This window comes from Maritimibacter sp. (genome assembly GCF_016774595.1).
Lineage (GTDB): Bacteria > Pseudomonadota > Alphaproteobacteria > Rhodobacterales > Rhodobacteraceae > Maritimibacter > Maritimibacter alkaliphilus.
In genome coordinates this window covers 106,583-129,347 of record NZ_JACBWT010000004.1, presented here as the reverse complement: position 1 = coordinate 129,347, position 22,765 = coordinate 106,583, and the positions used below count along the sequence as shown (strand labels likewise).

At 59.7% G+C, this 22,765-nt stretch carries 22 protein-coding genes and 2 pseudogenes; 14 read left to right on the top strand and 10 right to left on the bottom strand.

Translation table 11 applies throughout. The annotated features are described in order from the left end of the window. The first annotated feature begins 85 nt into the window (after positions 1–85). Both HOY44_RS22280 and HOY44_RS22275 read left to right on the top strand, forming a co-directional pair. Positions 86–688: a helix-turn-helix transcriptional regulator gene (locus tag HOY44_RS22280; RefSeq protein WP_202530759.1), complete on the top strand. Its 603-nt coding sequence runs from the start codon at positions 86–88 to the stop codon at positions 686–688. Positions 689–748: 60 nt separating this feature from the next. Then, a complete protein-coding gene (locus HOY44_RS22275; RefSeq protein WP_287437975.1) occupies positions 749–1,342 on the top strand; it encodes an FAD-binding protein in 594 nt (197 codons plus the stop codon). Positions 1,343–1,468: 126 nt separating this feature from the next. On the opposite strand, the gene HOY44_RS22270 is transcribed toward HOY44_RS22275, so the two are convergent. Then, positions 1,469–2,571 (bottom strand): IS3 family transposase gene (locus HOY44_RS22270; RefSeq protein ID WP_287437974.1). Its coding sequence is split into 2 segments (ribosomal slippage): positions 1,469–2,310 and positions 2,310–2,571, totalling 1,104 coding nucleotides; the frame shifts between segments, so codons are not numbered across the junction. A 211-nt stretch (positions 2,572–2,782) separates the two neighbouring features. On the opposite strand from HOY44_RS22270, the pseudogene HOY44_RS22265 reads away from it, so the two are divergent. The 7 genes and pseudogenes from HOY44_RS22265 (at position 2,783) to HOY44_RS22230 (ending at position 9,626) form a co-directional block, all read left to right on the top strand. Further along, positions 2,783–4,165 (top strand): annotated as a pseudogene (locus tag HOY44_RS22265) (ISNCY family transposase). A 167-nt stretch (positions 4,166–4,332) separates the two neighbouring features. Further along, positions 4,333–5,074 (top strand): annotated as a pseudogene (locus tag HOY44_RS22735) (transposase). 282 nt (positions 5,075–5,356) lie between these two features. Continuing rightward, positions 5,357–6,337, top strand: a complete 981-nt coding sequence (locus HOY44_RS22250) for a phosphatase PAP2 family protein (RefSeq protein ID WP_287437971.1) — start codon at positions 5,357–5,359, stop codon at positions 6,335–6,337. Positions 6,338–6,777: 440 nt separating this feature from the next. Then, positions 6,778–7,935, top strand: a complete 1,158-nt coding sequence (locus HOY44_RS22245) for an arylsulfotransferase family protein (RefSeq protein ID WP_287437970.1) — start codon at positions 6,778–6,780, stop codon at positions 7,933–7,935. A 2-nt stretch (positions 7,936–7,937) separates the two neighbouring features. Beyond that, positions 7,938–8,177 (top strand): hypothetical protein, encoded by a 240-nt coding sequence (locus HOY44_RS22240; protein ID WP_287437969.1) that lies wholly within the window; start codon positions 7,938–7,940, stop codon positions 8,175–8,177. Next, positions 8,174–8,551 carry a hypothetical protein gene (locus HOY44_RS22235; protein ID WP_287437968.1) on the top strand — a complete coding sequence of 126 codons (378 nt, stop codon included), beginning with the start codon at positions 8,174–8,176 and terminating at the stop codon, positions 8,549–8,551. The genes HOY44_RS22240 and HOY44_RS22235 overlap by 4 nt, the downstream gene beginning before the upstream one ends. Before the next feature lie 4 nt (positions 8,552–8,555). Further along, positions 8,556–9,626, top strand: coding sequence for a sulfotransferase (locus HOY44_RS22230; RefSeq protein WP_287437967.1), 1,071 nt, complete (start codon positions 8,556–8,558; stop codon positions 9,624–9,626). Positions 9,627–9,722: 96 nt separating this feature from the next. Here the strand turns inward: HOY44_RS22230 and HOY44_RS22225 are convergent, their stop codons facing one another. Both HOY44_RS22225 and HOY44_RS22220 read right to left on the bottom strand, forming a co-directional pair. Then, positions 9,723–10,478, bottom strand: coding sequence for a hypothetical protein (locus HOY44_RS22225; protein WP_287437966.1), 756 nt, complete (start codon positions 10,476–10,478; stop codon positions 9,723–9,725). 225 nt (positions 10,479–10,703) lie between these two features. Continuing rightward, positions 10,704–11,177: a hypothetical protein gene (locus HOY44_RS22220; protein ID WP_287437965.1), complete on the bottom strand. Its 474-nt coding sequence runs from the start codon at positions 11,175–11,177 to the stop codon at positions 10,704–10,706. A 466-nt stretch (positions 11,178–11,643) separates the two neighbouring features. Between HOY44_RS22220 and HOY44_RS22215 the strand changes: the two genes are divergently transcribed. Then, positions 11,644–12,204: a hypothetical protein gene (locus HOY44_RS22215; protein ID WP_287437964.1), complete on the top strand. Its 561-nt coding sequence runs from the start codon at positions 11,644–11,646 to the stop codon at positions 12,202–12,204. Between the two features lie 340 nt (positions 12,205–12,544). On the opposite strand, the gene HOY44_RS22210 is transcribed toward HOY44_RS22215, so the two are convergent. The 3 genes from HOY44_RS22210 to HOY44_RS22205 all read right to left on the bottom strand — a co-directional run bounded on the left by HOY44_RS22210 (position 12,545) and on the right by HOY44_RS22205 (position 16,300). Further along, positions 12,545–12,976, bottom strand: a complete 432-nt coding sequence (locus HOY44_RS22210; protein WP_287437963.1) for a type II toxin-antitoxin system MqsA family antitoxin — start codon at positions 12,974–12,976, stop codon at positions 12,545–12,547. Then, a complete protein-coding gene (locus HOY44_RS22685) occupies positions 12,960–13,145 on the bottom strand; it encodes a type II toxin-antitoxin system MqsR family toxin (RefSeq protein WP_353806686.1) in 186 nt (61 codons plus the stop codon). Before HOY44_RS22685 ends, HOY44_RS22210 begins: the two co-directional genes overlap by 17 nt. A 2,276-nt stretch (positions 13,146–15,421) precedes the next feature. Next, positions 15,422–16,300 (bottom strand): hypothetical protein, encoded by an 879-nt coding sequence (locus tag HOY44_RS22205; protein ID WP_287437962.1) that lies wholly within the window; start codon positions 16,298–16,300, stop codon positions 15,422–15,424. Positions 16,301–16,524: 224 nt separating this feature from the next. Between HOY44_RS22205 and HOY44_RS22200 the strand changes: the two genes are divergently transcribed. Next, a complete protein-coding gene (locus tag HOY44_RS22200; protein ID WP_287437961.1) occupies positions 16,525–16,773 on the top strand; it encodes a hypothetical protein in 249 nt (82 codons plus the stop codon). A 374-nt stretch (positions 16,774–17,147) separates the two neighbouring features. Continuing rightward, positions 17,148–17,657: an MbcA/ParS/Xre antitoxin family protein gene (locus HOY44_RS22195; RefSeq protein ID WP_287437960.1), complete on the top strand. Its 510-nt coding sequence runs from the start codon at positions 17,148–17,150 to the stop codon at positions 17,655–17,657. Positions 17,658–17,805: 148 nt separating this feature from the next. On the opposite strand, the gene HOY44_RS22190 is transcribed toward HOY44_RS22195, so the two are convergent. Then, the gene (locus HOY44_RS22190; RefSeq protein ID WP_287437959.1) at positions 17,806–18,162 is read right to left on the bottom strand and encodes a hypothetical protein; all 357 of its coding nucleotides are present in this window, start codon (positions 18,160–18,162) and stop codon (positions 17,806–17,808) included. Positions 18,163–19,577: 1,415 nt separating this feature from the next. Here HOY44_RS22190 and HOY44_RS22185 point away from each other — a divergent pair. Together HOY44_RS22185 and HOY44_RS22180 are read left to right on the top strand one after the other, a co-directional pair. Beyond that, positions 19,578–20,150, top strand: coding sequence for a hypothetical protein (locus HOY44_RS22185; RefSeq protein WP_287437958.1), 573 nt, complete (start codon positions 19,578–19,580; stop codon positions 20,148–20,150). A 39-nt stretch (positions 20,151–20,189) separates the two neighbouring features. Next, positions 20,190–20,465: a hypothetical protein gene (locus HOY44_RS22180; protein WP_287437957.1), complete on the top strand. Its 276-nt coding sequence runs from the start codon at positions 20,190–20,192 to the stop codon at positions 20,463–20,465. On the opposite strand, the gene HOY44_RS22175 is transcribed toward HOY44_RS22180, so the two are convergent. The 3 genes from HOY44_RS22175 to HOY44_RS22165 all read right to left on the bottom strand — a co-directional run bounded on the left by HOY44_RS22175 (position 20,450) and on the right by HOY44_RS22165 (position 22,716). Continuing rightward, entirely contained in the window at positions 20,450–21,676 is a 1,227-nt protein-coding gene (locus HOY44_RS22175; RefSeq protein ID WP_287437956.1) for a type II toxin-antitoxin system HipA family toxin, read from the bottom strand. The genes HOY44_RS22180 and HOY44_RS22175 overlap by 16 nt on opposite strands. Before the next feature lie 2 nt (positions 21,677–21,678). Next, positions 21,679–21,981 carry a helix-turn-helix domain-containing protein gene (locus HOY44_RS22170; protein WP_287437955.1) on the bottom strand — a complete coding sequence of 101 codons (303 nt, stop codon included), beginning with the start codon at positions 21,979–21,981 and terminating at the stop codon, positions 21,679–21,681. Between the two features lie 192 nt (positions 21,982–22,173). Further along, positions 22,174–22,716 carry a hypothetical protein gene (locus HOY44_RS22165; RefSeq protein ID WP_287437954.1) on the bottom strand — a complete coding sequence of 181 codons (543 nt, stop codon included), beginning with the start codon at positions 22,714–22,716 and terminating at the stop codon, positions 22,174–22,176. Positions 22,717–22,765: the final 49 nt, after the last annotated feature.

The following is a 22,765-nucleotide window of genomic DNA, read 5'->3' as shown; positions in this document are numbered from 1 at the left end:
TTTGAAAATTATCGGCGACAATATGTCAAGTGTTAGCTTGGAAAAAACGGCTTGGGCGCCCCGCTCGCCCTCGGATCGCGTGTTGATGGCCCTGAAAATGCACGGCGCGCTGACCTCGGCGCAGGTCGGGCAGCGGCTCGACATCACTGGCGAGGCCGCGCGCCAACAGCTCGTCAAACTGGGCGAGGCGGGGTTAGTGCGCGACGAAAGCCGCTCTACCGGGCGGGGGCGGCCCGCCATCTACTGGCACGTCACCGATCTGGGCCAGACGCGGTTTCCCGACACGCACGCCGACCTAACCGTCGAATTGCTCCAGTCCATCGAGGGCGTTCTCGGCACCGAAGCGCTCGATCGTATCATCGCTGCGCGCGAAACGACGACGCAGGCCCGGTATCGGGTCGAAATGGCCGACTGTACCACGCTAGACGACAGGGTTGCGAAATTGGCCGAGTTACGCGCCGAAGAGGGGTACATGGCCGAGGTTGGCGCGGACGAGGACGGCGCGCTTCTTCTGGTCGAGAACCACTGTCCGATCTGCGCCGCCGCGACCACCTGTCAGCGGTTCTGCCGCGCCGAAAAGGCGGTGTTCTCCGAGCTTCTCGGCCCCGAGGCCAACATCGTACGGGTCGAACACATCGTCGGTGGCGGGCGGCGCTGTACCTACCGGATCACCGAAGGCGAGGAATGAGCGACGCGGGCGATCTGACCCCCTACAACACGCTGGGTCTGTCCTCGCGGGCGGGACGCGGTGAAGCCGCTTGCCTACCTGCCCGACCTCGTGTTCGCGCTCGACCATGCCGCCGAAACAGGGCAGCCGTTTCACGTGATCGGCGGGGGGGGGAGCAACGTGGTCCTTGCGCCGCATGTACCGGGCATCGTCGGGTTGAACCGGATGATGGGCATGCGGATCGACCGCGGCGATAGCGACGCGGTCCGCATCATCGCCGCGGCGGGCGAAGACTGGCCCGGCCTTGTCGATTGGATTTTGGCCGAGGGCATAGGCGGATTGGAAAACCTCGCGGGCATACCCGGCACTCTCGGCGTAGCCCCGATCCCGAAAATCGGGGCCTATGGGCGCGAGCTGTCCGATCTCATTGAACACCTAACCGCGCTCGACACCCGGACCCGCCGCCCCGGTCGAATTTTCCCGCGACGAGTGCCAGTTTACTTACCGCCACAGCCGGTTCAAGTACGAGCCGGGGCGTTTTGTCGTCATCCAAGTCACGCTGCGACTGCCGGTGGCATGGACGCCCGTCACGACCTACGCGGGCCTCGAAGATCTCGCCCGCGCGCAGGATCCGGCCGAGGGGCGCAACAGGGTTCTGGCGCTGCGGGCCGCTAAGTTGCCGGATTGGCGCGAACAGGGTGACCTGCCCCTGAACTTTCATCCAGCCGCGACCGGAGCCCGGTTGGTGTTGGTCCGATCCCGAACCTTCTACCGCTCTTGGCGAGAGTTTTTCCGCTTCGATCAGGGTGACAGGCTGGTTGTGTCCCCCGATTTCGTCAGCGTGATCGGGACCTTGTTGCCGATCGCGCTGTGTGGCCGTTCCTCGTTGTAGTATCTACGCCAAGTCTCCAACTTTTCAGCCGCATCCGCAAGCGTCAGGAACCAGTGGGCATTCAGACATTCTGCCCGGAATTTGCCATTGAACGCTTCGATGTAGGCATTGTCGGTCGGCTTCCCCGGCCTGGAAAAGTCGAGAGTGACCCCGCGCTGGTAAGCCCAGAGGTCCATGTCGCGGGAGACAAACTCGCTCCCCTGGTCGACCCGGATCGTCTTGGGATAACCCGTGACGCGGCATGTCCGATCCAGCGTGGCAACCACGTCTTCGCCGCGGTAACTGAACCGAGCGTCGAGCACCGGCACGTAGCGCGAGAAGGTGTCTACCACGGTCAAGACCCGCAGCTTCTTACCGGTCGCCAACTGGTCATGCACGAAGTCCATCGCCCAGACGTCATTCGGGCCAACAGCCTCTGCGCGATCATCACGCAGCTTCGCCTTCACCCGTCGTTTGGGCGTCTTGTTCCTGAGCTGCATCCCCAACTCCCTGTAAATACGGTAAACCTTCTTGATGTTGATGTCCCATCCTTCGCGGTCCAGAAGCACATGAACGCGGCGATAACCGTAGCGCACACGCGTCTCGCAGATCTCCTTGATCCGCTTCTCGACGGCAGCCTGATCAGCGCGGCGGGATTTGTAGTGAAACGTCGAGCGATCAAATCCAATGGCCCCACAGGCCTTCCGGATCGAGACCGCCCAATCGCCGCACATCCCACGAACAAGTTCGCGCAGCCGATCAGGCTTCAGATTTTTCGCCGGATGACGTCCTGCAACATCTCGCGGTCCAGCGTCAGGTCAGCCACGATCTTCTTCAACCGGCTGTTCTCATCCTCGAGCTGCTTCAGCCGCTTCATCTCGGTCGGCAGCAAGCCGGCATACTTCTTCTTCCAGTTGAAGTAGGTTGCCTGGCTGATCCCGGCTTTGCGACAGATCTCAGCCACCGGCGTGCCTTCCTCGCCCTGCTTGATGATGAACGCCTTCTGCGCGTCCGAAAACTTCGATGCCTTCATGTGATTCCGCTCCTCTCCCAGCCGGGAAATCGTAGCGGAAAACTCTACCTTGAAACGGTCCAGTTTGCGGGGATCAGATCAAGTGGATACGCTCCAGTTTATTACATAACATAGATTATGCGATATCCAGTCTGTAGCCGCAAAGCTAAAATGTCACCCATGAGCAATTCAGGAATGTCACTCTCCCCCGAAAGACTGAGGGAGATCGGGTATGGGATGGGTGATGATGAGCGAGCGCGAGTTGAACCGCATTGAGGTGCTGGCACAGATTGATGATGGGCGCCTGACTGTCGAGAATGGCGCGAACATGCTGGGCCTGACACGGCGCCAGGTGTTCAGGCTGCTGAGGCGATACCGATCGGATGGCGCCTCGGCGATCCGGCACAAAGCACGCGGCAAACCTCCGAACAACCGCATTCACAAGGCGAAGCGCGCCTACGCGTTGACCCTCATCAAAGATAACTACGCGGATTTCGGTCCGACGCTGGCGGCTGAGATGCTGGCGGAACAACACGGGTTCAGGGTCTCTCGCGAGACGGTCCGGAAATGGATGGTCGAGGATGGGCTCTGGCTGTCACGCAAGCAGCGCCGAACATTCCACCAGCCGCGCCTACGCCGGGAATGTTTCGGCGAGCTGATCCAGATTGACGGTTCCGAGCACCGCTGGTTTGAGGATCGGGGCGATCCCTGCACCCTGCTCGTCTTCATCGACGATGCGACCAGCACATTGATGGAACTCCGCTTTGTGCCATCGGAAAGCACGTTTTCCTATTTCGAGGCACTGGAAACCTATCTGCGCAACCATGGCCGCCCGGTGGCCTTCTATAGCGACAAGCACGCGGTCTTCCGCGTTCCGAAGCCCAGCCAGCACACGAGCGGTATGACCCAGTTCGGCCGCGCGCTGGCAGAGTTGAACATCGAGATTCTGTGCGCCAATTCGAGCCAGGCCAAAGGCCGCGTCGAACGTGCCAACCGCACGCTGCAATACCGGCTGGTGAAGGAACTCCGGCTGGCCGGCATCTCGGATATGGCGGCGGGCAATGCCTTCCTTCCCCGCTTCATGGAGCGCTACAATGCGAAGTTCGCAAAGCCGCCGGCGTGCCCGGCAACCTGCACCGCGCGATGAACATCGAGCCGGATCGCCTGGCCGAGGTCTTCTGCCTGCGCGACAAACGCTATGTCACAAAAGATCTGACCCTGAAGTACGATCGCAAGCGCAACCGGCTCGAGGTCAACGACCTGACGCACGGCATCGTCGGCAAATATGTCGATACCTATGAATACGCAGACGGGCGCATCCAAATCCGTGCGAAGGGCGTCGCCCTGCCCCACACGGTGTTCGACCCACACCAGCAACGCGTGACCCATGCCGCCGTAACCGAAAACAAACGCCTGAGCGTGGTATTGGTGCACATCAAGGAAGAACAAGGAAAAGACGCCACCAAAACCAAGGGTCAAACCAGAGAGCGCGCGAAATGGCTACAAAAAGACGGGCCAGAAATCGCCGGGAAGGCCTTCTAAACTCGATCCTTACTACGCCCGCAAACGTGCCGAGCGGGAAGACCGCGCAGCCAGCCATGGCTGCGATAATTGAGGTCTCCGCCCTGTCAGGCCGCGCTACCGTCAGCGCCTATCGGTGACATTTCCGCTTTGCACAATCGGTGACATTTCTACTTGGTTGCAACACAGTCTGTAGGCGGGCACATTCTAAACTGGGTTGCGACAAATCCCCTATCTTGCTGGAAAGCAAGGAGAATGGACATGGCCCAAACCGTGTTGGATCTACGCGAATGGCGCCTTACTGAAGATATGTTCGCCGCTAACGTACTGGTGAGCGAGATCGCCGCAGAAATCGGTCGACACCTATCGACGATTTATCGTCAGGTCACGTGCACTGCCGACGTCGATGAAGAGCAAGCTTGTTTGAACGACTACTACGGTATGCCATCAAACCGCTTCCCCATGGTCAGGTCCGCACGGGCGCTGTAAGCCGTTCCGACTTTCAATGCGGCGCGCCGCCGTCAATGACCGCGTAAAGGAATGCTGGCCGCCGGAACAGATGGCAGGTGGCCTCGGATTTGACGGCAAACTCGTCCGCATCGGCCACGAGCCGATGTATGCTGATGTCTACAGCCGCGAAGGTTCCCCCGACGCACTCGCGTGGCATCAGCGCAGCCGCCGAAAAGAGCGCAAACAGCAACATCAATCACCGCTCCTGGCAATTGATGGACCAGTTGATGAACGTGATGGCAATCCCTCCCCTGCCGGGACGTCGTTCGGTTAGGTCGACGACGGCTTCGTGTTCCACGGATGGCGCAATCTCAATCCCGGGATCTGTACCGACGCCTGGGTTTTGCCACCAAGGCGCTGTGGCAAATGGAGCGGTCGAGAACCTGAACAAGCGGGCCTGCCCAGGGACATCCAACTCGCGGCGCTCTCAAATCGCAATATGAAGGCGATTTGCGGTCACCTAAACGGCACGCTCGGAAAGGGCTCCGGATAGAGAACCCCGACCGAGGCATGCGTGATGAGCGCCACGAATGTATGCCGGGGCTCGCGGGGGCATGGTTCCAACGTCATTTGCACCCGCGATCAGCGGCAATCCGATCGTCTCCTTGGCAGAGGCCGCACGACCACCAGTAGAGGTGCGTGGCATCGGATTGACGAAGATCCCATTTCGCGTCAACCGCCCACGATCACCAATATTTTTGCGAGCGAATGCCACAGTTTCGCCCAATTTCACCGCGAGGGGTGCGACATAGATTTAAATTAAATGGTGGTGTTCGTGAACATACTTTTGAGAGCAAGTCTTATATACTTAAGTATGATTCTGGTAATTACTGCACTGTTAAACGGTAGCTTCGCAGCGGCTTTCAATGTGCTCACTGGAACAGCCATCGACGAGTTCCAAACATTGTCCGGTTTGCTGGTCAAGTTGTGGTGGGCAATTCCACTCGCTGCGTTTCTGTTGGGGCCGAAAAGGTCTATCGAACGAATAGTGCCGACCCTCTACGTCACAGCCAGCGCATTCATTGTGCAAATCGGCTTCATGTTCGCGAAATGCACAATTCCGCAGCTTGTTCCTTTCTATGCGGACGAAGCACTAATTCAAATGGATCAAGTGATCCTATTCGGTAACCATGCCTGGGAGCTTGTTCACGGGATCACGCCTGATGCGCTCGCAGCATGGTTCCCCACGCTCTATCTGCCTGTCTGGATGTTTGCGGCCTTGGCGTTTCCGATATTGGTGGTCGCAACCGACCCGGATATTCAGCGTGCCACCCGCTTCACTTGGATCTTCTTCGGATCATGGCTCGTGGTTGGCAATGTTCTTGCCACTATCGGCTCATCGGTCGGACCCATATATATTGACCGATTGACGGGGGGAAATGCGTTTGCTGGTCTCCATGATACTCTTACAGCCAAAGGCTGGCTGGCGTCACCGATAGGCCAAGTTCAGGACCGCCTTTGGGAGGTATCTACAAGCATTGACGTCATTGAAATATCGGCCATTTCCGCGTTTCCATCGATGCATGTCGCCGTTGCCACTATAGTAGCCCTCTATCTCCAAGAGCGTTCCCGCATCCTTGGAGTAATCGGCTGGTCGTATTTCATCATGATCGTCCTGATTTCCGTTTACTCTGGTTATCATTACATCTGGGATGCGATCGTGGCAGCCGCGGTAGTTTGGGGCGCCAACTGGTTTTGGAAAACGCGTGCAGACACCTCAAACGTATTGGAGCCTGTCCCTGATGCAGCAAATTGAGAGATTCAAAAAGCTTTCCAGCCACCAATCGCGTTCAGTTCGAACCCCCTGGCACAAATCCCCAACTCGGCGGAACTGCATTCCAGTGATATGAAATTCCAAAAGACGACATCGTACGAATAGAGGGATCAGAGGACCGGAATAATATGATCGTTAACGTCTGCAAAAAGCGCGCATTTCCGGTCAGATAATCTAGGAGGAAAGAAGAAATTCATAACGCACCGCACAATAGCAGGGCACACCATCGTAGGAAGCCCCATTCGGGAACCCCTCGAAGCTCCGCTATTCCTGCTGAAAAAACTGCGCTGGCAATCGCGCTCTTTCTTTTGGGCGGGCTCTTAGCCTCCTTCGGTGTCGCTCCCTTCCCAGCCCTCGAAAAAGGGTGGAACGACACCACACAACTGATCTCTGAAATGCGTCAGACGCGCCCTGATCTATTGATGCCACAGACCTACCCCGGAACTGGTGTAGTGGCCCATGACACCGGAGCCGTTCAATCCGGATATACGCTGATTCAGGGCATCCTACCCGGGGGTGCACAGGTTCGCATGGTCGACATGGATGGCACGGAGGTCCATCGCTGGACCATCGAGTTTTTCGATCTCTGGACCAATCCAACTCATGTCAGCCCGGTGGAAAACTTGCCGAAATCGGATCTTCACTACCATACCCAGGGCTTCTGGCCGCTGCCGGATGGCTCGATCGTCGTCAATGTGAGCGACCTCGGGGCTGTGCGCCTCGACCATTGTTCCGAGCCTGTCTGGAAACTCGACCGCATGACGCACCATGCCGTTACTCGAACGCCTCAGGGCGATTTCTGGTTGGCCTCGCATATTCCCCTGGAAGAGACGCCAACGGATCTACTGCCACGCGGGGTCTCGGCGGATGATCTCGCCCAGAAACTTATCGGCTGGGGGCGCCACTACAACAACTCGATTCTGAAGGTCTCCACGGAGGGCGAAATCCTTAGTGAATTTTCAGTCCTGCAGGCGGTGACCGATGCTGGCCTCGAACATGCCTTATATTCGTCACTCCTCGAATTCATGCCGGACCCGACGCACCTAAACGACGTGGAATTGGTCAACGAGGCGCTTGCTGAGAAGATAGGGGATGTGCGCGCGGGTGATCTTCTCGTCTCGCTGCGCAGCATGGACATGCTTGCGATCCTCGACCAGGAAGATGGCCGGCTTAAATGGCACAAGCAGGGTCCTTGGGTGCACCAGCACGACGCCGATGTGATGTCGGATGGAAGCATAGAGATCTTCAACAACCGGAAAAAAATCGTCGGGCCATGGGTGACTGGTAGCCAGATCCTCTCCTATGACGCGACGACGGACACAACGAATGTGCTGCACCCGGTAGCCGAAGAAGACCGCTTCCACAGCGACATTATGGGGGCGCAGCAACGGCTCGAAAACGGCAACCTTTTGATCACGGAGACCTTGGCTGGGCGTGCTTTCGAGGTGGATCCAGCCGGCAAGGTCGTATGGGATTATCGGCTTCCGTACGATGACGAAACCGCGTCTCTCTTCGAGGTCGTGATGCGGATTCCGCCAGACTTTTTTGAAAAGAATTCATGGACATGCAAGGAGAGCTGACAATGCGCATTCTTCCCATAACCACCTTGGCTATTCTTGGCGTCCTTTCCGCTGGCGCCAGTCCGGCGGTGGCCTATGTCGGCCCAGGCGCTGGGTTGAGCGCGATCGGCTCTGTGATTGCCTTTCTCGGCGTGATCGGGCTAATCATCCTCGGCTTCGTCTGGTATCCGTTCAAGCGCTTGCTCAAAGGTCGCAGAGCGGGCGCAGCAGCGAACAAAGACAACGCTGATGAGACGCAATGATCGCAGCGACCTATGTCATCGCGTGCCTTACTTTTTATGCAGCCTTCCAGCGGTTCGGGCTGGTCACCCGGTGCATGGAATTGCTGGCCACTTTCCGGGCCGCAGCCTTGCTCATCAGCGACGATACGCTGAATGAGCGAGAGAAAGAAACTCGCATACGCGAGTCAGCGATTACGGCCCTGGGCCAGTCCGTAGGCCTTTTCACTAAGACGGTCGCAGTGTTGACCGCGGCAGGCCTGCCGGTCGCGCTCTCAATGGTGGTTGGCTTGGACCTAACACGGTTCATGGCGTTTGCCCTTAGCCCAGTCGTGTTGAGTGCTACTGTCGTTGCCCTGTTCACACTCGCCCGACTCCAACGCTTGAAAACGGGGTAAGGACTTGCAAGCGTCGAACTACTCCGTTCTTGATCGCGCGGTGCATCGTCTTGCGTTCGGTACTAAATTTGCCCAGCAGGTGCTCTGCGACCTTGAGGAGAGGCTCTACGGTGAAGACATTCGCCGCCAACCGGTCGAAGCCCCGATCTTCATCACGGCATTGCCGCGTGCGGGCACGACGCTCTTGCTCCAGGTCCTATCGCGGCATCCCGACGTCGTGACCCATACCTACCGGGATATGCCCTTCGTGCTGTCTCCGGTCATTTGGGGTCGATTGTCGAGGAAATTTCAGATCGAATTGACCCCAAGCGAGCGGTCCCACTCCGATGGGGTGATGGTGAACGCAGACAGCCCGGAGGCCTTCGAGGAAGTGCTTTGGCTACGGCAGTTTCCAGAGACATTCCGCGCGAGTGGCCTGACGACCTGCGGAGACGATGCGGGTCAACGGATCTGGGAGCCGCTCGCTGACCTGATCCGCCGATTGATTGCGTCGCGTGGTCATAGGGGTCCGGGAACGCCCCGCTATCTCTCCAAGAACAACGCGAATATCGCGCGTATCCCCGCCTTGCAGAGTGCGTTTCCACATGCGCGCATTATCGTGCCCTTGCGCGCACCGCTCGATCACGCGCTATCCATGCACCGCCAACATATGCGCTATCTCGACATCCATCGTGCGAGCGGCTTCGCCGAGGCCTACATGAATGATATCGGGCATTTCGAGTTCGGACGATTACATCGCCCTATTCTGTTCGATGGGATGAAAGAGGTGATTGCCAGTCACGACCCGGCAACCCTCGACTACTGGCTCGCATATTGGATTGTTGCTTATGGCCACATCTCCCGCCAGTCGGACATCGAAATTCTCGACATGGGGGCATTCACCTCGAGCGGTGACCTTGCCCCTACGCTCGATGTTCTCCATCTGCGACACAACCAGGAGACGCTTGACGCCGCACGCGACTTGGTGCGGCCGATCCGGCACTATGACACGCGCAATGTTGTTTCGCCCGCGCTCCTCGCCGAGGCTACCGCACTCCACGAGGAGCTCGGCGATCGTAGCAAGAAGCGAACTTAGGCTCGGGGCTCATAGCCGCTAAATGACCGTGCCGGCGAGAACGATGGCAGCGTCCGGCATAAGGCGCGCTCTTTCGACCGTGAAGTCGGCCGACGGTCAGAGTTTGTTCTGGCGCTCGGGCGACGTGAATGGCCGGACCTGCCTGGGATGTTCGCGGCAAAAACTCATGAAACGGATCGTGCAAGTCACCCATGCGACAAGCTCGACAGTATCAGATGGCGGAACGCCGTCGTGGCGCAGACGGTCAAAGGTATGGAGCAACTTGGAAAGCTCCTGGAGCCCACGTTCCTCGTTGAAGTTTCGAGCAGCAGATTGAGGCACTCGCACGCAGGCTTTTACAAAGGCGGGGCGCGAAAGATACAACTCTGGCATGGCATAGGAAATGCGGTCCATCCGCGCTTCAAAAGCGGGCAGGAGATTCAGCGGAGTGAGACAGTTGTACTCTGCCGTCAGCTTCTCTCCAAGAATTGCACAGTGCTCAGCGGCGTCGTCGAGATCTGTCACGCCGAATGACGCGACCGATTTAACAACCCTGAGCGCCATCTTGATGATGGTGTCGAAGCTGTAGGTGGCGGGTCCAAAGGAGATCTTGTCTTGCATGTTATCCTTACCGTAGTTGAAAATTGCAGCGGGCATCGCTGCTAACGAGGACATGGGATCATCTTCCTGGCCGCCAAAACCGATCAGTCGACGAACTACTAAGACGACTTGGCGGCCCGGTTCCACATTGCCTCGGATCTCCTGACCCGGATGCAGGCGCTGAACCTGCTCTACGACCACGACGAGGGCAGCGCGTTCTTCCAGACATACTCCCGTGCCTTCGCGGGCTTGCTCTTCTTCGACATCCTCCAACGCGATCCGGGCTGTGCCGGCTTCGGCGCCCCCAACGCGCCCTTCCGCGTCAGAAGCGCCTGAAACGCGCCAAGGGCGTGCCGGCTGTGGAGGGTCGCGACCACATTTGCTAGTCTATGTGCAAGTGGGAGCGAATGGCCCTGAATGCAGAGCATTCAGGGCCCTACGAGCAGTGTGGACATTGCTGCGGTCGTGCAATCCGTGATCGTGCCCTGGGGACGGAGCTCAAGCCACGCCGGCGAGTTTTTGTGCTGCCGCGTGAAGTTCGAGACGTTCATGCGCGCTGGCGTCTTGCGCGACCGGGGTCAGTGTGAATGCCGCGGCAAGCCTTTTCTCCGCGACAAGCGGGACTGCCAGAGTCTGCGCGGCGGTCAGCGTGACGCGACACATGCGCGGCGCCTTCGGGAACACCTGATCCCGTTCGCATGAGATGAGAAACCAGTCTTTCGCACCGCGCTCCAGCACGCATTTTGTTGTCTGTGCGCTGTAACTGTAGCTCGAAGACGGGCCCTGGGGGCAGCAAGTGACGCGCGCCCCCGGCCAGGCGGATTTGGGAAGAATGCCAGCGAGCTGCTCCTCGGCGGCCGTGGCGAACACACGCAGCGTATCAGCTGAGGTGACCGTGAAGGACTGAGCCCGACCGTTCGTCGCGGCCAGCGCGGCATCGATCTTCGCGGTGTTGTTGAGGTTTTGACGCATGAGGACCTCCTATGTGACGTCGTGGTTTGCTTCATCACGAAGGATGTGGGTTCGCCTGTCCGAAGAGAAAAAACCAATCAGTGGCATGCCGAATGGCAGCGCGTGGACACGCGAACCAGGCGGAATGGCGGGCCATGCCGTCTCGCAGAGCGCATGAGTGCCCCTCCCGGATTCCGTGGGAGCTTATGTGCTCACACACCTTCAGGCAGTAGCGGTTCGAAGAAGCACCAAGCCAGATCGCGAAATCCCGGTGTCATTGATTTGCTCTGGGAATGCATTGCTCCATTGCGTGGCGCCTCTCGGTGACCCCTCCAGCAGGTGCGCGGCCTCACTGGCAAGGACCGAGCCGGCAATCCGAGGTTTCGGTTTTTGCATGCGGGAAGCTGGACCTACTTCCTTTTTGCCAGACAGCAAGCGCGCAAGAAGCCCCACTCCGGTCGAGGGGGCAGCGCAAGAGGAGAATTCTATGTCGAACACCGTTTCCATACCCACTTTCGTGACCAGCGAGGTCCACGGGCGCAGTGTCCGCGAGGCGCTTGGCGTCTTGGTCCCGACCCCGGAGGCGGCCACGCCGGGAGAAGTTTTCGCGATCGAAGAACGCGGGCAGATCTCGGAATGTGCCCTCTTCACTGCCGGCTACACTTACTGGCGTCGCGGAAAGAACGGCGATGCGGTCGTGCGTTTCAGCGAATTGCAGCAGAAAGAGAAAGTGCTCGTGGGTTCCAGTGTCGCATTCCTCGATGACGATTGGGAACAGCTCGAAGGATTTCCGTCCTGCGTTCTTCACGAGTTCGACGAGATGAATGGCCCCTACGTGAGGGTCACGTTTCCACAGTTCGTGTTCTTCGCGGCTCTCGAGGACAATGTATATTCGCGACCGTCCCCGATGCGCACGGATGTGCCGGTGCCCGGTTTCGTTCTCCTCGCGGAGGGACACGAGGGTGCACTGACCCCATCGCATGTCAGGTTTCTTGAGCAACACTTCGGCGTGTCCCCGCAGGGTCCAGCCCTTTACGCCAAATGTTGAACAGGAGGTGTTTCCCGGTCCGCTCTTGCCGACATCAAGAGTTTCTACGTGCCCGCCTTTTCGAAGCATTCAGGGTTCCTGTGCGACAAAACGCGCGCTTCTTGCCAAATCAGCGCTGGAAGCTGTCAGAAGACCTTGTGAGGTCGAACGACATCCAGCATCGGGAACATTCATCTGCCAGATCTATTTCTCAAAGTAAGTCGGGACGTGATGGGCACTCGGGACCTTCTTCCATTCGGCAGGCGAAGCGCATCCATACCTCGCATCGTGATTCCAGCCATGGCACCGATTCCGCGCAGATTTTTCGCCAGATCGTGAGCGATACCAAGAGCGTGGCTCATCAGGTGGCGTTGCAATCCCTGATTTCATCGAGCCGCCTTGGGTCGACAGCGAGCAAACGCAGTGCAGTGTCGGCTGATTTACTCAGCAGTACATCGCCGCTCTCATACTTCTGAAATGCGTTGGGGCCGCCGCCGATGTAATGCCCGGCATCTCTCTGCGAAAGACCAAGGGCCAATCGGATCGTCTTGATTTGCTTAGGCAGAAGCCGTCCGAGCTCTTTTGCTTTCATCAAGTTGATGGCGCGGTCTGATACCTGCATATCCTTCTTGTCGAAAAGGCCGTTCTTGCCCATTGCGTCGTTCTCCGAGTACCAACCAGGCAGATCGACCACCATCGACTGCGACTTGAAAGACAACCGCACAGACCGAACACCGCGGGCCAGTTCAGCACCTGTTTCAGGGTGAATCTTGACCTCAGCCTTGTTGCCCATCGGTCTTTCTCCTTGAACGACGTGCAACTGATCCCGTAACGGCATACTGCACGAACTTGATGTATGTATCGTGGTCTTCAGTTCGACCACGATCCACATCCATCCAGACCCGGTGGTCATGGAATGTCGTTCTGGGCTTATAGAAATTCTTCCGAGCCAATGTTCGAATAACGTCCTCTTATCGCGACGCGTGATACTATGTCCGCAGCACCGGAAAGCGCTGCTCGCGTCATGACCATCGACCCTGCCGCCCCCTGGGTGGATGGGAGCTCACATGATTTCGTGTATCAGCTGTTTGGCACCATTATGGTGGATCATCAAGTAAGATCGATTGAAGTGAGTCCGCTGGCAGAGAACTCTATCTTCTGTAATCGTTGATCAGGTCGACCATTCCTCGCAAACTGAAGTGAGTGTGAAAATCTCCTTGCTCTAAGACCAACACGGCATTGCGTGCACGACAAAAAACTAAGGGCAGCGCGCATTACGGGCGACATACCGGCTGTCGTCGCCTGGGTGAGACCAAGGCCCAATAGGACCCTCGGCCAGGACATGATTGCCCTGCGACCTCGGCGAACAAATCCGCAAGCGCGCCGGCCGGCTCGATCTTTCGGACTTTCCGCTCCGGCGCGGTATCCAAGCCCGAAGGCCCAGCATGATCGGGATGATACGTCCGGTTTCCGGGAGCTGCAGGTCCTTGTGAACCGGCTGGCTGGCACGAAGTGCGACGCCGTTGATAACATCAACGAAAGAGTCGCGCTTCAAGTGGCCGTCATACACGGGACTGAGCGATTTTTTTCGCTGTTCCCCTAAGGATTCAATGAACGCTCCTGATCCGCCGGCATTTGGCCGAACGGATCAGGACTCCCGCCTATCCGGCGGCATTTGACGATCTCCTTTCGGCCCCGCCTCCGCCTACGCGGCGGCTCCTCGAGGACGCATCAGCGACCGTTTCTTCTCAGCCGCCTGTGCGGCGGCTCATGTGAACCGTTGCCGGTTCGAAGAGAAGATGGGTCTCTTTTCCGGGGCGCAAAAACTCTTTTTTGTCCCCGGTCAGGAGCGCTGCTCCCGACCCATCCACTCGGTCCCAGGCGAACCTGGGTCATCCGCCTCTGCGGCGGCGTTGGGCGATCTCCTTTGGACCTCTCAGCCTCCTACGCGGCGGCTTCTCGAGGACGCGTCAGCGACCGTTTCTTCTCAGCCGCCTACGCGGCGGCTCATGCGAACCGTTGCCGGCTCGAAGAGGAGATGGGTCTCTTTTCCGGGGCGCAAAACTTTTCTGTCCCCGGTCAGGAGCTGCGCTCCGGACCCATCTCGGTCCCAGGCGAACCTGGTCAGCCGCCTATGCGGCGGCGTTGGGCGGTCTCCTTTCGGCCTCGCCTCCGCCTACGCGGCGGCTTCTCGAGGACGCGTCAGCGACCGTTTCTTCTCAGCCGCCTACGCGGCGGCTCATGCGAACCGTTGCCGGCTCGAAGAGGAGATGGGTCTCTTTTCCGGGGCACAAAACTTTTCTGTCCCCGGTCAGGAGCTGCGCTCCGGATCCATCTTCCCAGTTCCAGGCGAACCTGGTCAGCCGCCTATGCGGCGGCGTTCGACGATCTCCTTTCGGCCTCGCCTCCGCCTACGCGGCGGCTTCTCGAGGACGCATCAGCGACCGTTTCTTCTCAGCCACCTGTGCGGCGGCTCATGTGAACCGTTGCCGGCTCGAAGAGGAGATGGGTCTCTTTTCCGGGGCGCAAAACTCTTTTGTCCCCGGTCAGGAGCGCTGCTCCCGACCCATCCACTCGGTCCCAGGCGAACCTGGGTCATCCGCCTATGCGGCGGCGTTGGGCGGTCTCCTTTCGGCCTCGCCTCCGCCTACGCGGCGGCTTCTCGAGGACGCGTCAGCGACCGTTTCTTCTCAGCCGCCTACGCGGCGGCTCATGCGAACCGTTGCCGGCTCGAAGAGGAGATGGGTCTCTTTCCGGGGCGCAAAACTTTTCTGTCCCCGGTCAGGAGCTGCGCTCCGGACCCATCTCTCGGTCCCAGGCGAACCTGGTCAGCCGCCTATGCGGCGGCGTTGGGCGGTCTCCTTTCGGCCTCGCCTCCGCCTACGCGGCGGCTTCTCGAGACGCGTCAGCGACCGTTTCTTCTCAGCCGCCTACGCGGCGGCTCATGCGAACCGTTGCCGGCTCGAAGAGGAGATGGGTCTCTTTTCCGGGGCACAAAACTTTTTCTGTCCCCGGTCGGGAGCGATGCTCCCGACCCATCTTCTCGGCCCAAGCGAACCTGGGTCATCCGCCTATACGGCGGCTCATGAGGGCCATTGCTGGCTCAATAAGAAGATGGGTCTCTTTCCCGGCAGGCAAAAGACTTATGGCCCCAGAATTTTGACCTCGAGACGGTGCACCGCTGCCGCGCAAAGAGCCTCATCGTCAAGGTATGTGCCAAGCGTTTCAGACACCTCACTCAAACGGTATCTATGCATTGCCCGCTGGCTTCGACGCGATCGGTAGCACCGGGCTGTTCAACGTCAGAGCAAACCCGCGTCATGCAGGCCGCGCTGTCGTAGCATGCGATGAGGTCGCCTTTTCCGATCGAGGGAACGGCGACCGCTTGCGACCGCGTCTCGTTGAAGTCGCAATGCGCGAACGTCGCCCATACCTCTCGGGGTGCCCTGCCCGTCGCCCGTATGAAATAGTTCGAAGAGGCAGAGAGCCCCTGGCGCTCGCTTGGTTCTGTGGGGATCTCGATGATCTTGCCGGCATGGGCCCCGACCCGGCGGATTGCGAAATCGGCCTCTTCAGGGGATTTCACGAACGCGAAGTCGGCATGCGTTGTCGTGGCTTTCCGGATTTCGCGCAGCTGCGTTCGCTTCTCCCAAACTTGAAAGACGGTGTTGAAGCGATGCACTGCGCCATCCTTCGTGAAGGGTTCGTCAGGCAGGTGGCATTCATGGATCAAGTGGAAGCGTGGATCGAGCTTCGCTTGCATCGACGCCTTGGCGTAGGACGCCGGCAGGATGAAAGCGATGTAGTCCGCGAATATCGCCGCGTGGTTGAAGAACTTGCGGGCCAGATGACCGGCATGGCCAAACGGCGGATTTCCGACGATCGCGATGCTTTGGTCGCCTGCGGGCGGCTCCCAGGTCAAGAAATCTGCTTGGTGAATACCGGGCGCGCGCGGCGCGAGATCAAGCGCGATCGTGCTGTCCGGCAAGTGATCAAGAAAGGCGCCGCCACCGGTGGACGGCTCGACGAAAAGGTCGACGTCGTCGATCAGGTCTGACAGCTCTGCGACAAGGTCACGGGCACGGGTGGGGGCGGTGAAGTAGTCGTCAATCGCCATTTTTCTCTCCAGTCTTCAAGGGCTGGAGAGGAGGTCGGTCCGTTTGATTTTTTCGGAAATTTTACCCCGTGGAGATCACCAATCTGCCCGTGGCCACGGGCGCCAGGCAGGGTCGAAACGAGAAATTGGGTGAGTTTTTTCCGGATCCTGCAAACCGGTCCTACGTCCCGAGAGACGGCGCTTGATCCCTAACCGCCCTTCCGCCGTCAGGGCTGGAGAACATGATGGCAAAGACCTTCAACGCAGCGCACCGGAACCCTGAGATCCCGGGCTACTACATTGAGGCTCAATTCGAGCCATGGACCGTCTACGGAGCGGCCCAGGAGTACATGGTGCAACTCAAAGTGTGGCGCGACCGCTCGGAGGAAGTTGGCTACCATTCCACCGATTGGCTCGGTCAAATGCTTGTGCCGGCAACGGCCAAGGGCCAGATTGACATCCAGGCCCTCAAGGAAGACCTTGCCGAGTGGTGAGACTTGGCAAAGATTGTGCTGGGCACCTTCCCCCGATCTTCTTGGTTGAAGATCGGGGGACGTTTCCTCGATACAAATCGTTCCCCGCCGCTGGACCAGCCGAATTTTCCCCGCTTCGAACCAACCGCAGCGTCTCGTCTCGCCCACTGGCACGTGTAGGGCCTGAAGTTCAGGGCGCCGGCCCGCATCCAACCATTGGCCGCGCGCACAGCTGGCGCCTTGGTACCGTCAATGTCGCGTGATCAGAAGAAAGAGGATTCCTGTTTCACGATCTGCATTACGGTGGCACCTTCCAGCCAAAGCCGGGTCGAGGATGGGCCGATTGCGCCATCATGCATTTGTTCGATACACTCAATCTGGATCGGAGGCCCGATATGACCATTCTTCAGCTGCCCGAGCAGGCCGGTGCCGAGCCCGTCTCGCAAACGATTGACGCCGCGGCGCGGCGCCGCGTGAGCGGCCCGGCCCTGCGGACCTTCCTGATCATCGCCGATCGCTATGGCATTGCGCCGCAAGACCACGTGGCGCTCCTGGGTGAGCCCTCGGCCTCGACTTACCGAAAGTGGGTGAGAAAGGCGCAAGCGAAGGAACCCCTGGCGCTGCCGCTCGACACGCTGACCCGGATTTCCGCCATTCTCGGTATTCACAAGGCCCTGGGCATCCTGTTCCCGAACGACGCCGAGGCAATGATTTGGCTCACGGGACCGCATCGCGGCGACGTCTTTGGCGGACAGGCCCCGCTCGAGACAATGCTCGAGGGCGGCTTCGACGGCATTCTCACTGTCCGGCGCTACCTCGACGGCTGGCGCAGCGGGCTGCGTGGCGGTCCCGGCGAGGGAGCTCATTTCGAGCCGGTGCGCGAGATGGACCTCGTGTTCAAGTGATGCGCCGTTCGCGCAGAAGCGCACGCACCGCCTGATCTTCCGGAAGGCGTATGATATCGTGTCTCCAAACCGGAAATGATCCAGGATCACACGAAGGTGGCAGGAGGCGGCTCAGGACGCCCCTGCCCTCCTGCGGCGTCTTGGCCGGTCACGCCGAGTAGGCACAAACCAGCGGCCCTCGTGTTCCGACTTCACGCAGGAGTTCTTCCAGGAAGGATTGATAGGCCAGGAGCAGCACATCAGAGGGTGTGCTCCTCTCATCGAGGGAGCGGAGGTCCTCGAAAGCCTTCGGGTCGACCGGGCTATCTGCGATGCCTGCCCGGTAGAGGCGCAGCGCGAGCTTGCGCGATGCGACGTCCAGCGTCTCCTCGGTCACGAGAAAGTCGTCGTAGCCATCGTATGCGGGGCCGCCAATCTGGCTGTCGAACAGCTCGAACAGCGCGCCGTGACCGTCCACGGAGTGGATTTCCTGGTGGTCGCGGTAGAAACCAAAATCAAGTCCCATGTCTTCTCTCCTCAGGGGTTCATTGTGTCTGGAAGGGACTTCGGTCCGATCGAGACGCCGCCAAAATGAGAGGCGGCACATTTTCCGGTTTTTTTTTGGCGGGGCGTGCCGGACTGCGTCTGGTTGACCCATTCGGCACCGCCCAACTCGTCAGCGAAGCCGAGGCGTATGGCCTTTGTCGCCGTCGTCTTCCGATACCACGCGAAGCGCCCGGGTCTCGCTCGGGCTTTTCGGCGCCAGCTGCAGGTCCGCTTTCCGCAGGACGCCGGATGCCAGCATTTCGCGCAGAGCGGTACCGAGCAACAGACGCAACGGGGCACCCCAATTCGGGTCGTCCTGGAAGCCGAAGCAACCGGCGATCTTAACGGCCCGTTCGAGGAGCGAGATGACACGCGGGTCATCGATCCGGACGCTCCCGGTGATACCCTGTTCCGACGACACCTCGACAACGAGGCCAGCGCTGCCAGACTGAATCTGGGCGAGCGGTGCACGATATACACGACCGAGCCGTTCTGGGTTGCCGTCATCTCAAGCTCGGGGCCGGTTTCATCCTCGCCTGCAACGCGGCACTCACCCACTTGCGGGGACAAGTGCTGCAAGCACTGGATGGCGTCGGACGCCAGGAAGTGGAGCCACGGAAGACCGACGGTATCCGGGCCACTGCTGATGAGGGCCCCGGTGCGGGTCCGGTTGTCGCGCTTCGCGGCCTCAGCCGGACGATCGTCGTTGGCGAGGATACGGGCGGTGGCGGTATTGTCGTTCAGGAACATTGTTCTCTCCATTTTCAAGCACTGGAGAGAACGTTGGACCGTTTTCCTGGCACGGAAATTTTAGCCTGAAGAAAAACGCTTCAACACGCGAAGAAACCCCTTAAGGCATTGTTTTAGAAAGAGCTATTTCTTCTGAATTTTTTCCCTTCTCCTGCGTCCCGCGCATGATGAGGCTCCGGGGTGACACCCATGTCCCGTTGTCGGCTGTCGGCGCCGCAGTCCGGCTCACGCAATGCGATCGGCGATCTGGTGGGCCCGGAAAAGGATGACCGACGGTCGCGCGGCGCGTGAGCGCCAGAAACCCCAACGCCCCCGCGCTGAACACGAACAGATGGTGTGCTCGAACCGTGCGCGAAGGTTTGCGCTCAGAGGACCTACGCCTTTCGGCAGCCGCTGCGTCATCGTTTCTTCATCAGCATCGAACAGACTCATTTCATTGCGGGCACCAGCTTTGGCAAAGGCTCCATGCGCGGCGACCCCATGCCCATAGCCACATCTTATGAGGGATACGGCCGCGGCAAAAAATTCACGGAAAAATTTCCGTCGCCCCAGCGATGACACCAGGTCCGGTTCATGACCGCGAGCTGAGACCTGAAGGCAACGCACGCGGCATGAAATGATCGACTTTGTACGAGGATTTGACTCATGACCAACTCGACTGTCTCTATGATAGTAGCCTCCCTCCTGACCCAACAGCCTTGGCACAAGGCTGTCGTGTCGAAACTCGGCGTTCAGGGCCAAGCCCAGCCCGCCCTTCTCGGCGTGGATATCGGCCATGTGAAGATGCCCGGCCTCATCGCGTCCGAAGCCTGTGCCGGCTTCTTCGAGGCCGGCGGGGAACTCACTGCTGGCGTGTCGCTGTTTCCGGCGCAGGTTGGTCCCGCCTTCAAAAGCATACAAGGAAAGTTGCGAGGCAAAAAGAAACCGGCCCTCGATGCCTATCGGGCGGTCGCCTACGCGTTTGAACAAGTCAATACGCTCATCTTCAATGGCTTCACTTTGACCTATGCGCCGAGCGTCGAGCGATTGTCAGGCCCGGAGCAGACAGCGCGCATCTGCCATCTGCACATTCACCCGGGCGCTGACCGCACCCATCTGCACCTTTTGAAAAGGAATATCGAGCGCGGCCTCCAGGCCTTTGCGCATGCCCACGAAGCCGGCGGAAATCTAGAGATCGTGCCGCCCACCCTGCAGGACCTGAACGACGTGTTGCGATGACTTACCCATCGCTCGAATACCTTTGAGCAGATCCAGGCAATGACCTACGAAAGCAGGAGGCATGGCGGGTTCACGGGCGGCATGCTTGCCACTTTGTTCGATGAACCACGAAGGATAGATCCGGCGTGGGTGGTGGCAGCGGACGAAGGTGACGGCATCCCTGGCCATGCCGCGGGCAAGTGGTTGTATTGCGCAGGACGGAGCGAAAGCATCTGTGACAACTCCAGCAAGAAAGAAAACGCGCTCGGCACGTGCAAGTACGGCGACCAGCTGAGACGCTGGTATACCACAACCCAGCCTTACGTGGCGAAATAGCCGGCAATCTGCTTGGCGCGTCGCGTCGGAACTCCTGCGGCCTCTGCGTGCCGCGGCCAGTCGGCAATAGCGGCACGAACCGGTTCAACGAGGGCGGCGATCGCTGCGGGTTTCATCCCGAGTGCGCGTCCGACCGCTTCCACATGTGTCCGGCCTGGCCGGCGTCCCTCCCCGGCGATCGCGAGGTGGTGCTCGCCACCGGGACCGTCTGAGAAGCTGACGTCATAGGCCGGCGACAATCGCCAACTGCCTCCCGGGTCCATAAGGAATGCGTGGTTCTTCAGGTGATCATCCCGGTTGTGGGTGAGGACGTTGAAAGTCATCCTGCGGAACATTTCGTCCTGGTCGGCAGCGTGCCTGGTTGTCCAGCGTACCAGCTTGAGCAGGTTCTCGTAATCGATCGATGGCTGGCGAAAATCGACGTCGAGCAGGCCGGCAGCCGTGTGCATATGCACCCGGCCTGCGCCACTCCGGTCGAAGCGCTCAACGGCGAAGAAGGCATCGCCGCGCCCCGAGCGCAGAACCTTCGTCCAGGGCATGGTAATGTCGGCCGCGCGTGCCATCCTGGCGTAGGCCTCTTCCTCTTCAATCGCGGTCGGGCTGTCGTTTGTTGCCCGGTGCTTGATCAGCACCTGCCGTTCGCCTTGCTCCGGGGTGCGCCGATGGTCGCGCAAGCGGCCGGTCTCCACATCGAGCAAGGCCACGAGTTTCGGCCGGGCACCCGCAGAGCCGCCGGCCGCCGCGCGCGCTTTGCGAAGATCCTCCACCGACGCATCCTCGGCCATACTGGTCGCCAGATCGGCGAACCATTCGAGATCCACGCCCGTCCGATCGACCACCTGCTTTTCTGGTTGGTAGGTGAGCGCGCCCATACCGTGGCTGCCAATTATCGCCAGGCGGTCGACCGGGGTGATGGCGGTGCGACCGCTGCCGCGGCGCTCAAGCTCGCGGTCGATGAGCAGACGGCCCCAACCGTCAGGAAGGGAGTCGCCGAAGACTCCGGGCAGGCCCTCGAAGGCCGCCGGATTGCCGGTGCGATAGAGTCCGGCCAACGTCTTGACGTGATAGGGCGAAATTGGCAGCGGATTGGCCACGAACGCCGGGTCCCATTCGACCGCGGCAGAGCGGCGGGCGGGATCCCAGGCGATCCGTCCCACGGGGCGGACGTCGTTCGGTTCGAAGGCAAGCTCGACGCGGAGGTAACCGGCCATGCTCAGGTCTTCTTGCGTTTGCGGACACGCTGTCGCGCCATGGGCTTGTCGAGATCCTCGAGACGCGTCGCCTCGACGTCCGGGAAAAGGGCGCCGAAGCCAGCCAGCGCGTCGAGCGCGTCAGCGAGGGCTAGCAGGCCAGCGAGACTGATCTGCCCTTTCTGCTCGAAGCGCTTCAGCGTCGCCAGCGGAATCCCGGACCGCGCGGCCAGGTCGCTCTGGGTCAGTCCGAGCGCGATGCGTCGGCGGCGTGCCGCCGCGCGAACCCGATCCTGCATCTCGGAGGGCGTGTCGATGTTGAGCACAAGAGACAATATATTATCCATTATAGGATTTTATGGTCTTTGAGAATACTATGTTATCCCCGCCGTTTAAGCAAGAAGGAGTAGACTTGCCCCCCGTATGGCGCCGCACCCCCCGTGTCGTGGTCCTTGGCTCGAACGTTCCCGGACGGGGTCGCGATGGTTCCGCGGTCACACAAGAGGGCTGAAGTGTCGTCAGAGGCGCCGTCGGTCGATGCAACCCGCTGATCGTTTCGCGCAGTAAGGGGCGGGCTTTGGAGCGATACGTGGGCCCAGGTTTTGATGCGGCACCGAGATGTGTTTGGCCGGTGCCGCGTGCCCAGTTTTCCTTGTGGTGCCGCATCGCGCAAGATCCCCTGCCCTCCTGCGGCGTCTTGGCCGGTCACGCCGAGTAGGCACAAACCAGCGGCCCTCGTGTTCCGACTTCACGCAGGAGTTCTTCCAGGAAGGATTGATAGGCCAGGAGCAGCACATCAGAGGGTGTGCTCCTCTCATCGAGGGAGCGGAGGTCCTCGAAAGCCTTCGGGTCGACGGGCTATCTGCGATGCCTGCCCGGTAGAGGCGCAGCGCGAGCTTGCGCGATGCGACGTCCAGCGTCTCCTCGGTCACGAGAAAGTCGTCGTAGCCATCGTATGCGGGGCCGCCAATCTGGCTGTCGAACAGCTCGAACAGCGCGCCGTGACCGTCCACGGAGTGGATTTCCTGGTGGTCGCGGTAGAAACCAAAATCAAGTCCCATGTCTTCTTCCTCAGGGGTTCATTGTGTCTGGAAGGGACTTCGGTCCGAT

Excerpts from the sequence above, each read along its gene's own strand:
- HOY44_RS22280 (WP_202530759.1), top strand. The coding sequence starts at position 86 with ATGGCCCTGAAAATGCACGGCGCGCTGACCTCGGCGCAGGTCGGGCAG.
- HOY44_RS22240 (WP_287437969.1), top strand. The coding sequence starts at position 7,938 with ATGCGCATTCTTCCCATAACCACCTTGGCTATTCTTGGCGTCCTTTCC.
- HOY44_RS22245 (WP_287437970.1), top strand. The coding sequence starts at position 6,778 with ATGCCACAGACCTACCCCGGAACTGGTGTAGTGGCCCATGACACCGGA.
- HOY44_RS22175 (WP_287437956.1), bottom strand. The coding sequence starts at position 21,676 with ATGGCCGGTTACCTCCGCGTCGAGCTTGCCTTCGAACCGAACGACGTC.
- HOY44_RS22235 (WP_287437968.1), top strand. The coding sequence starts at position 8,174 with ATGATCGCAGCGACCTATGTCATCGCGTGCCTTACTTTTTATGCAGCC.
- HOY44_RS22200 (WP_287437961.1), top strand. The coding sequence starts at position 16,525 with ATGGCAAAGACCTTCAACGCAGCGCACCGGAACCCTGAGATCCCGGGC.
- HOY44_RS22190 (WP_287437959.1), bottom strand. The coding sequence starts at position 18,162 with ATGGGACTTGATTTTGGTTTCTACCGCGACCACCAGGAAATCCACTCC.
- HOY44_RS22205 (WP_287437962.1), bottom strand. The coding sequence starts at position 16,300 with ATGGCGATTGACGACTACTTCACCGCCCCCACCCGTGCCCGTGACCTT.
- HOY44_RS22215 (WP_287437964.1), top strand. The coding sequence starts at position 11,644 with ATGTCGAACACCGTTTCCATACCCACTTTCGTGACCAGCGAGGTCCAC.
- HOY44_RS22165 (WP_287437954.1), bottom strand. The coding sequence starts at position 22,716 with ATGGGACTTGATTTTGGTTTCTACCGCGACCACCAGGAAATCCACTCC.
- HOY44_RS22185 (WP_287437958.1), top strand. The coding sequence starts at position 19,578 with ATGACCAACTCGACTGTCTCTATGATAGTAGCCTCCCTCCTGACCCAA.
- HOY44_RS22195 (WP_287437960.1), top strand. The coding sequence starts at position 17,148 with ATGACCATTCTTCAGCTGCCCGAGCAGGCCGGTGCCGAGCCCGTCTCG.
- HOY44_RS22220 (WP_287437965.1), bottom strand. The coding sequence starts at position 11,177 with ATGCGTCAAAACCTCAACAACACCGCGAAGATCGATGCCGCGCTGGCC.
- HOY44_RS22180 (WP_287437957.1), top strand. The coding sequence starts at position 20,190 with ATGACCTACGAAAGCAGGAGGCATGGCGGGTTCACGGGCGGCATGCTT.
- HOY44_RS22210 (WP_287437963.1), bottom strand. The coding sequence starts at position 12,976 with ATGGGCAACAAGGCTGAGGTCAAGATTCACCCTGAAACAGGTGCTGAA.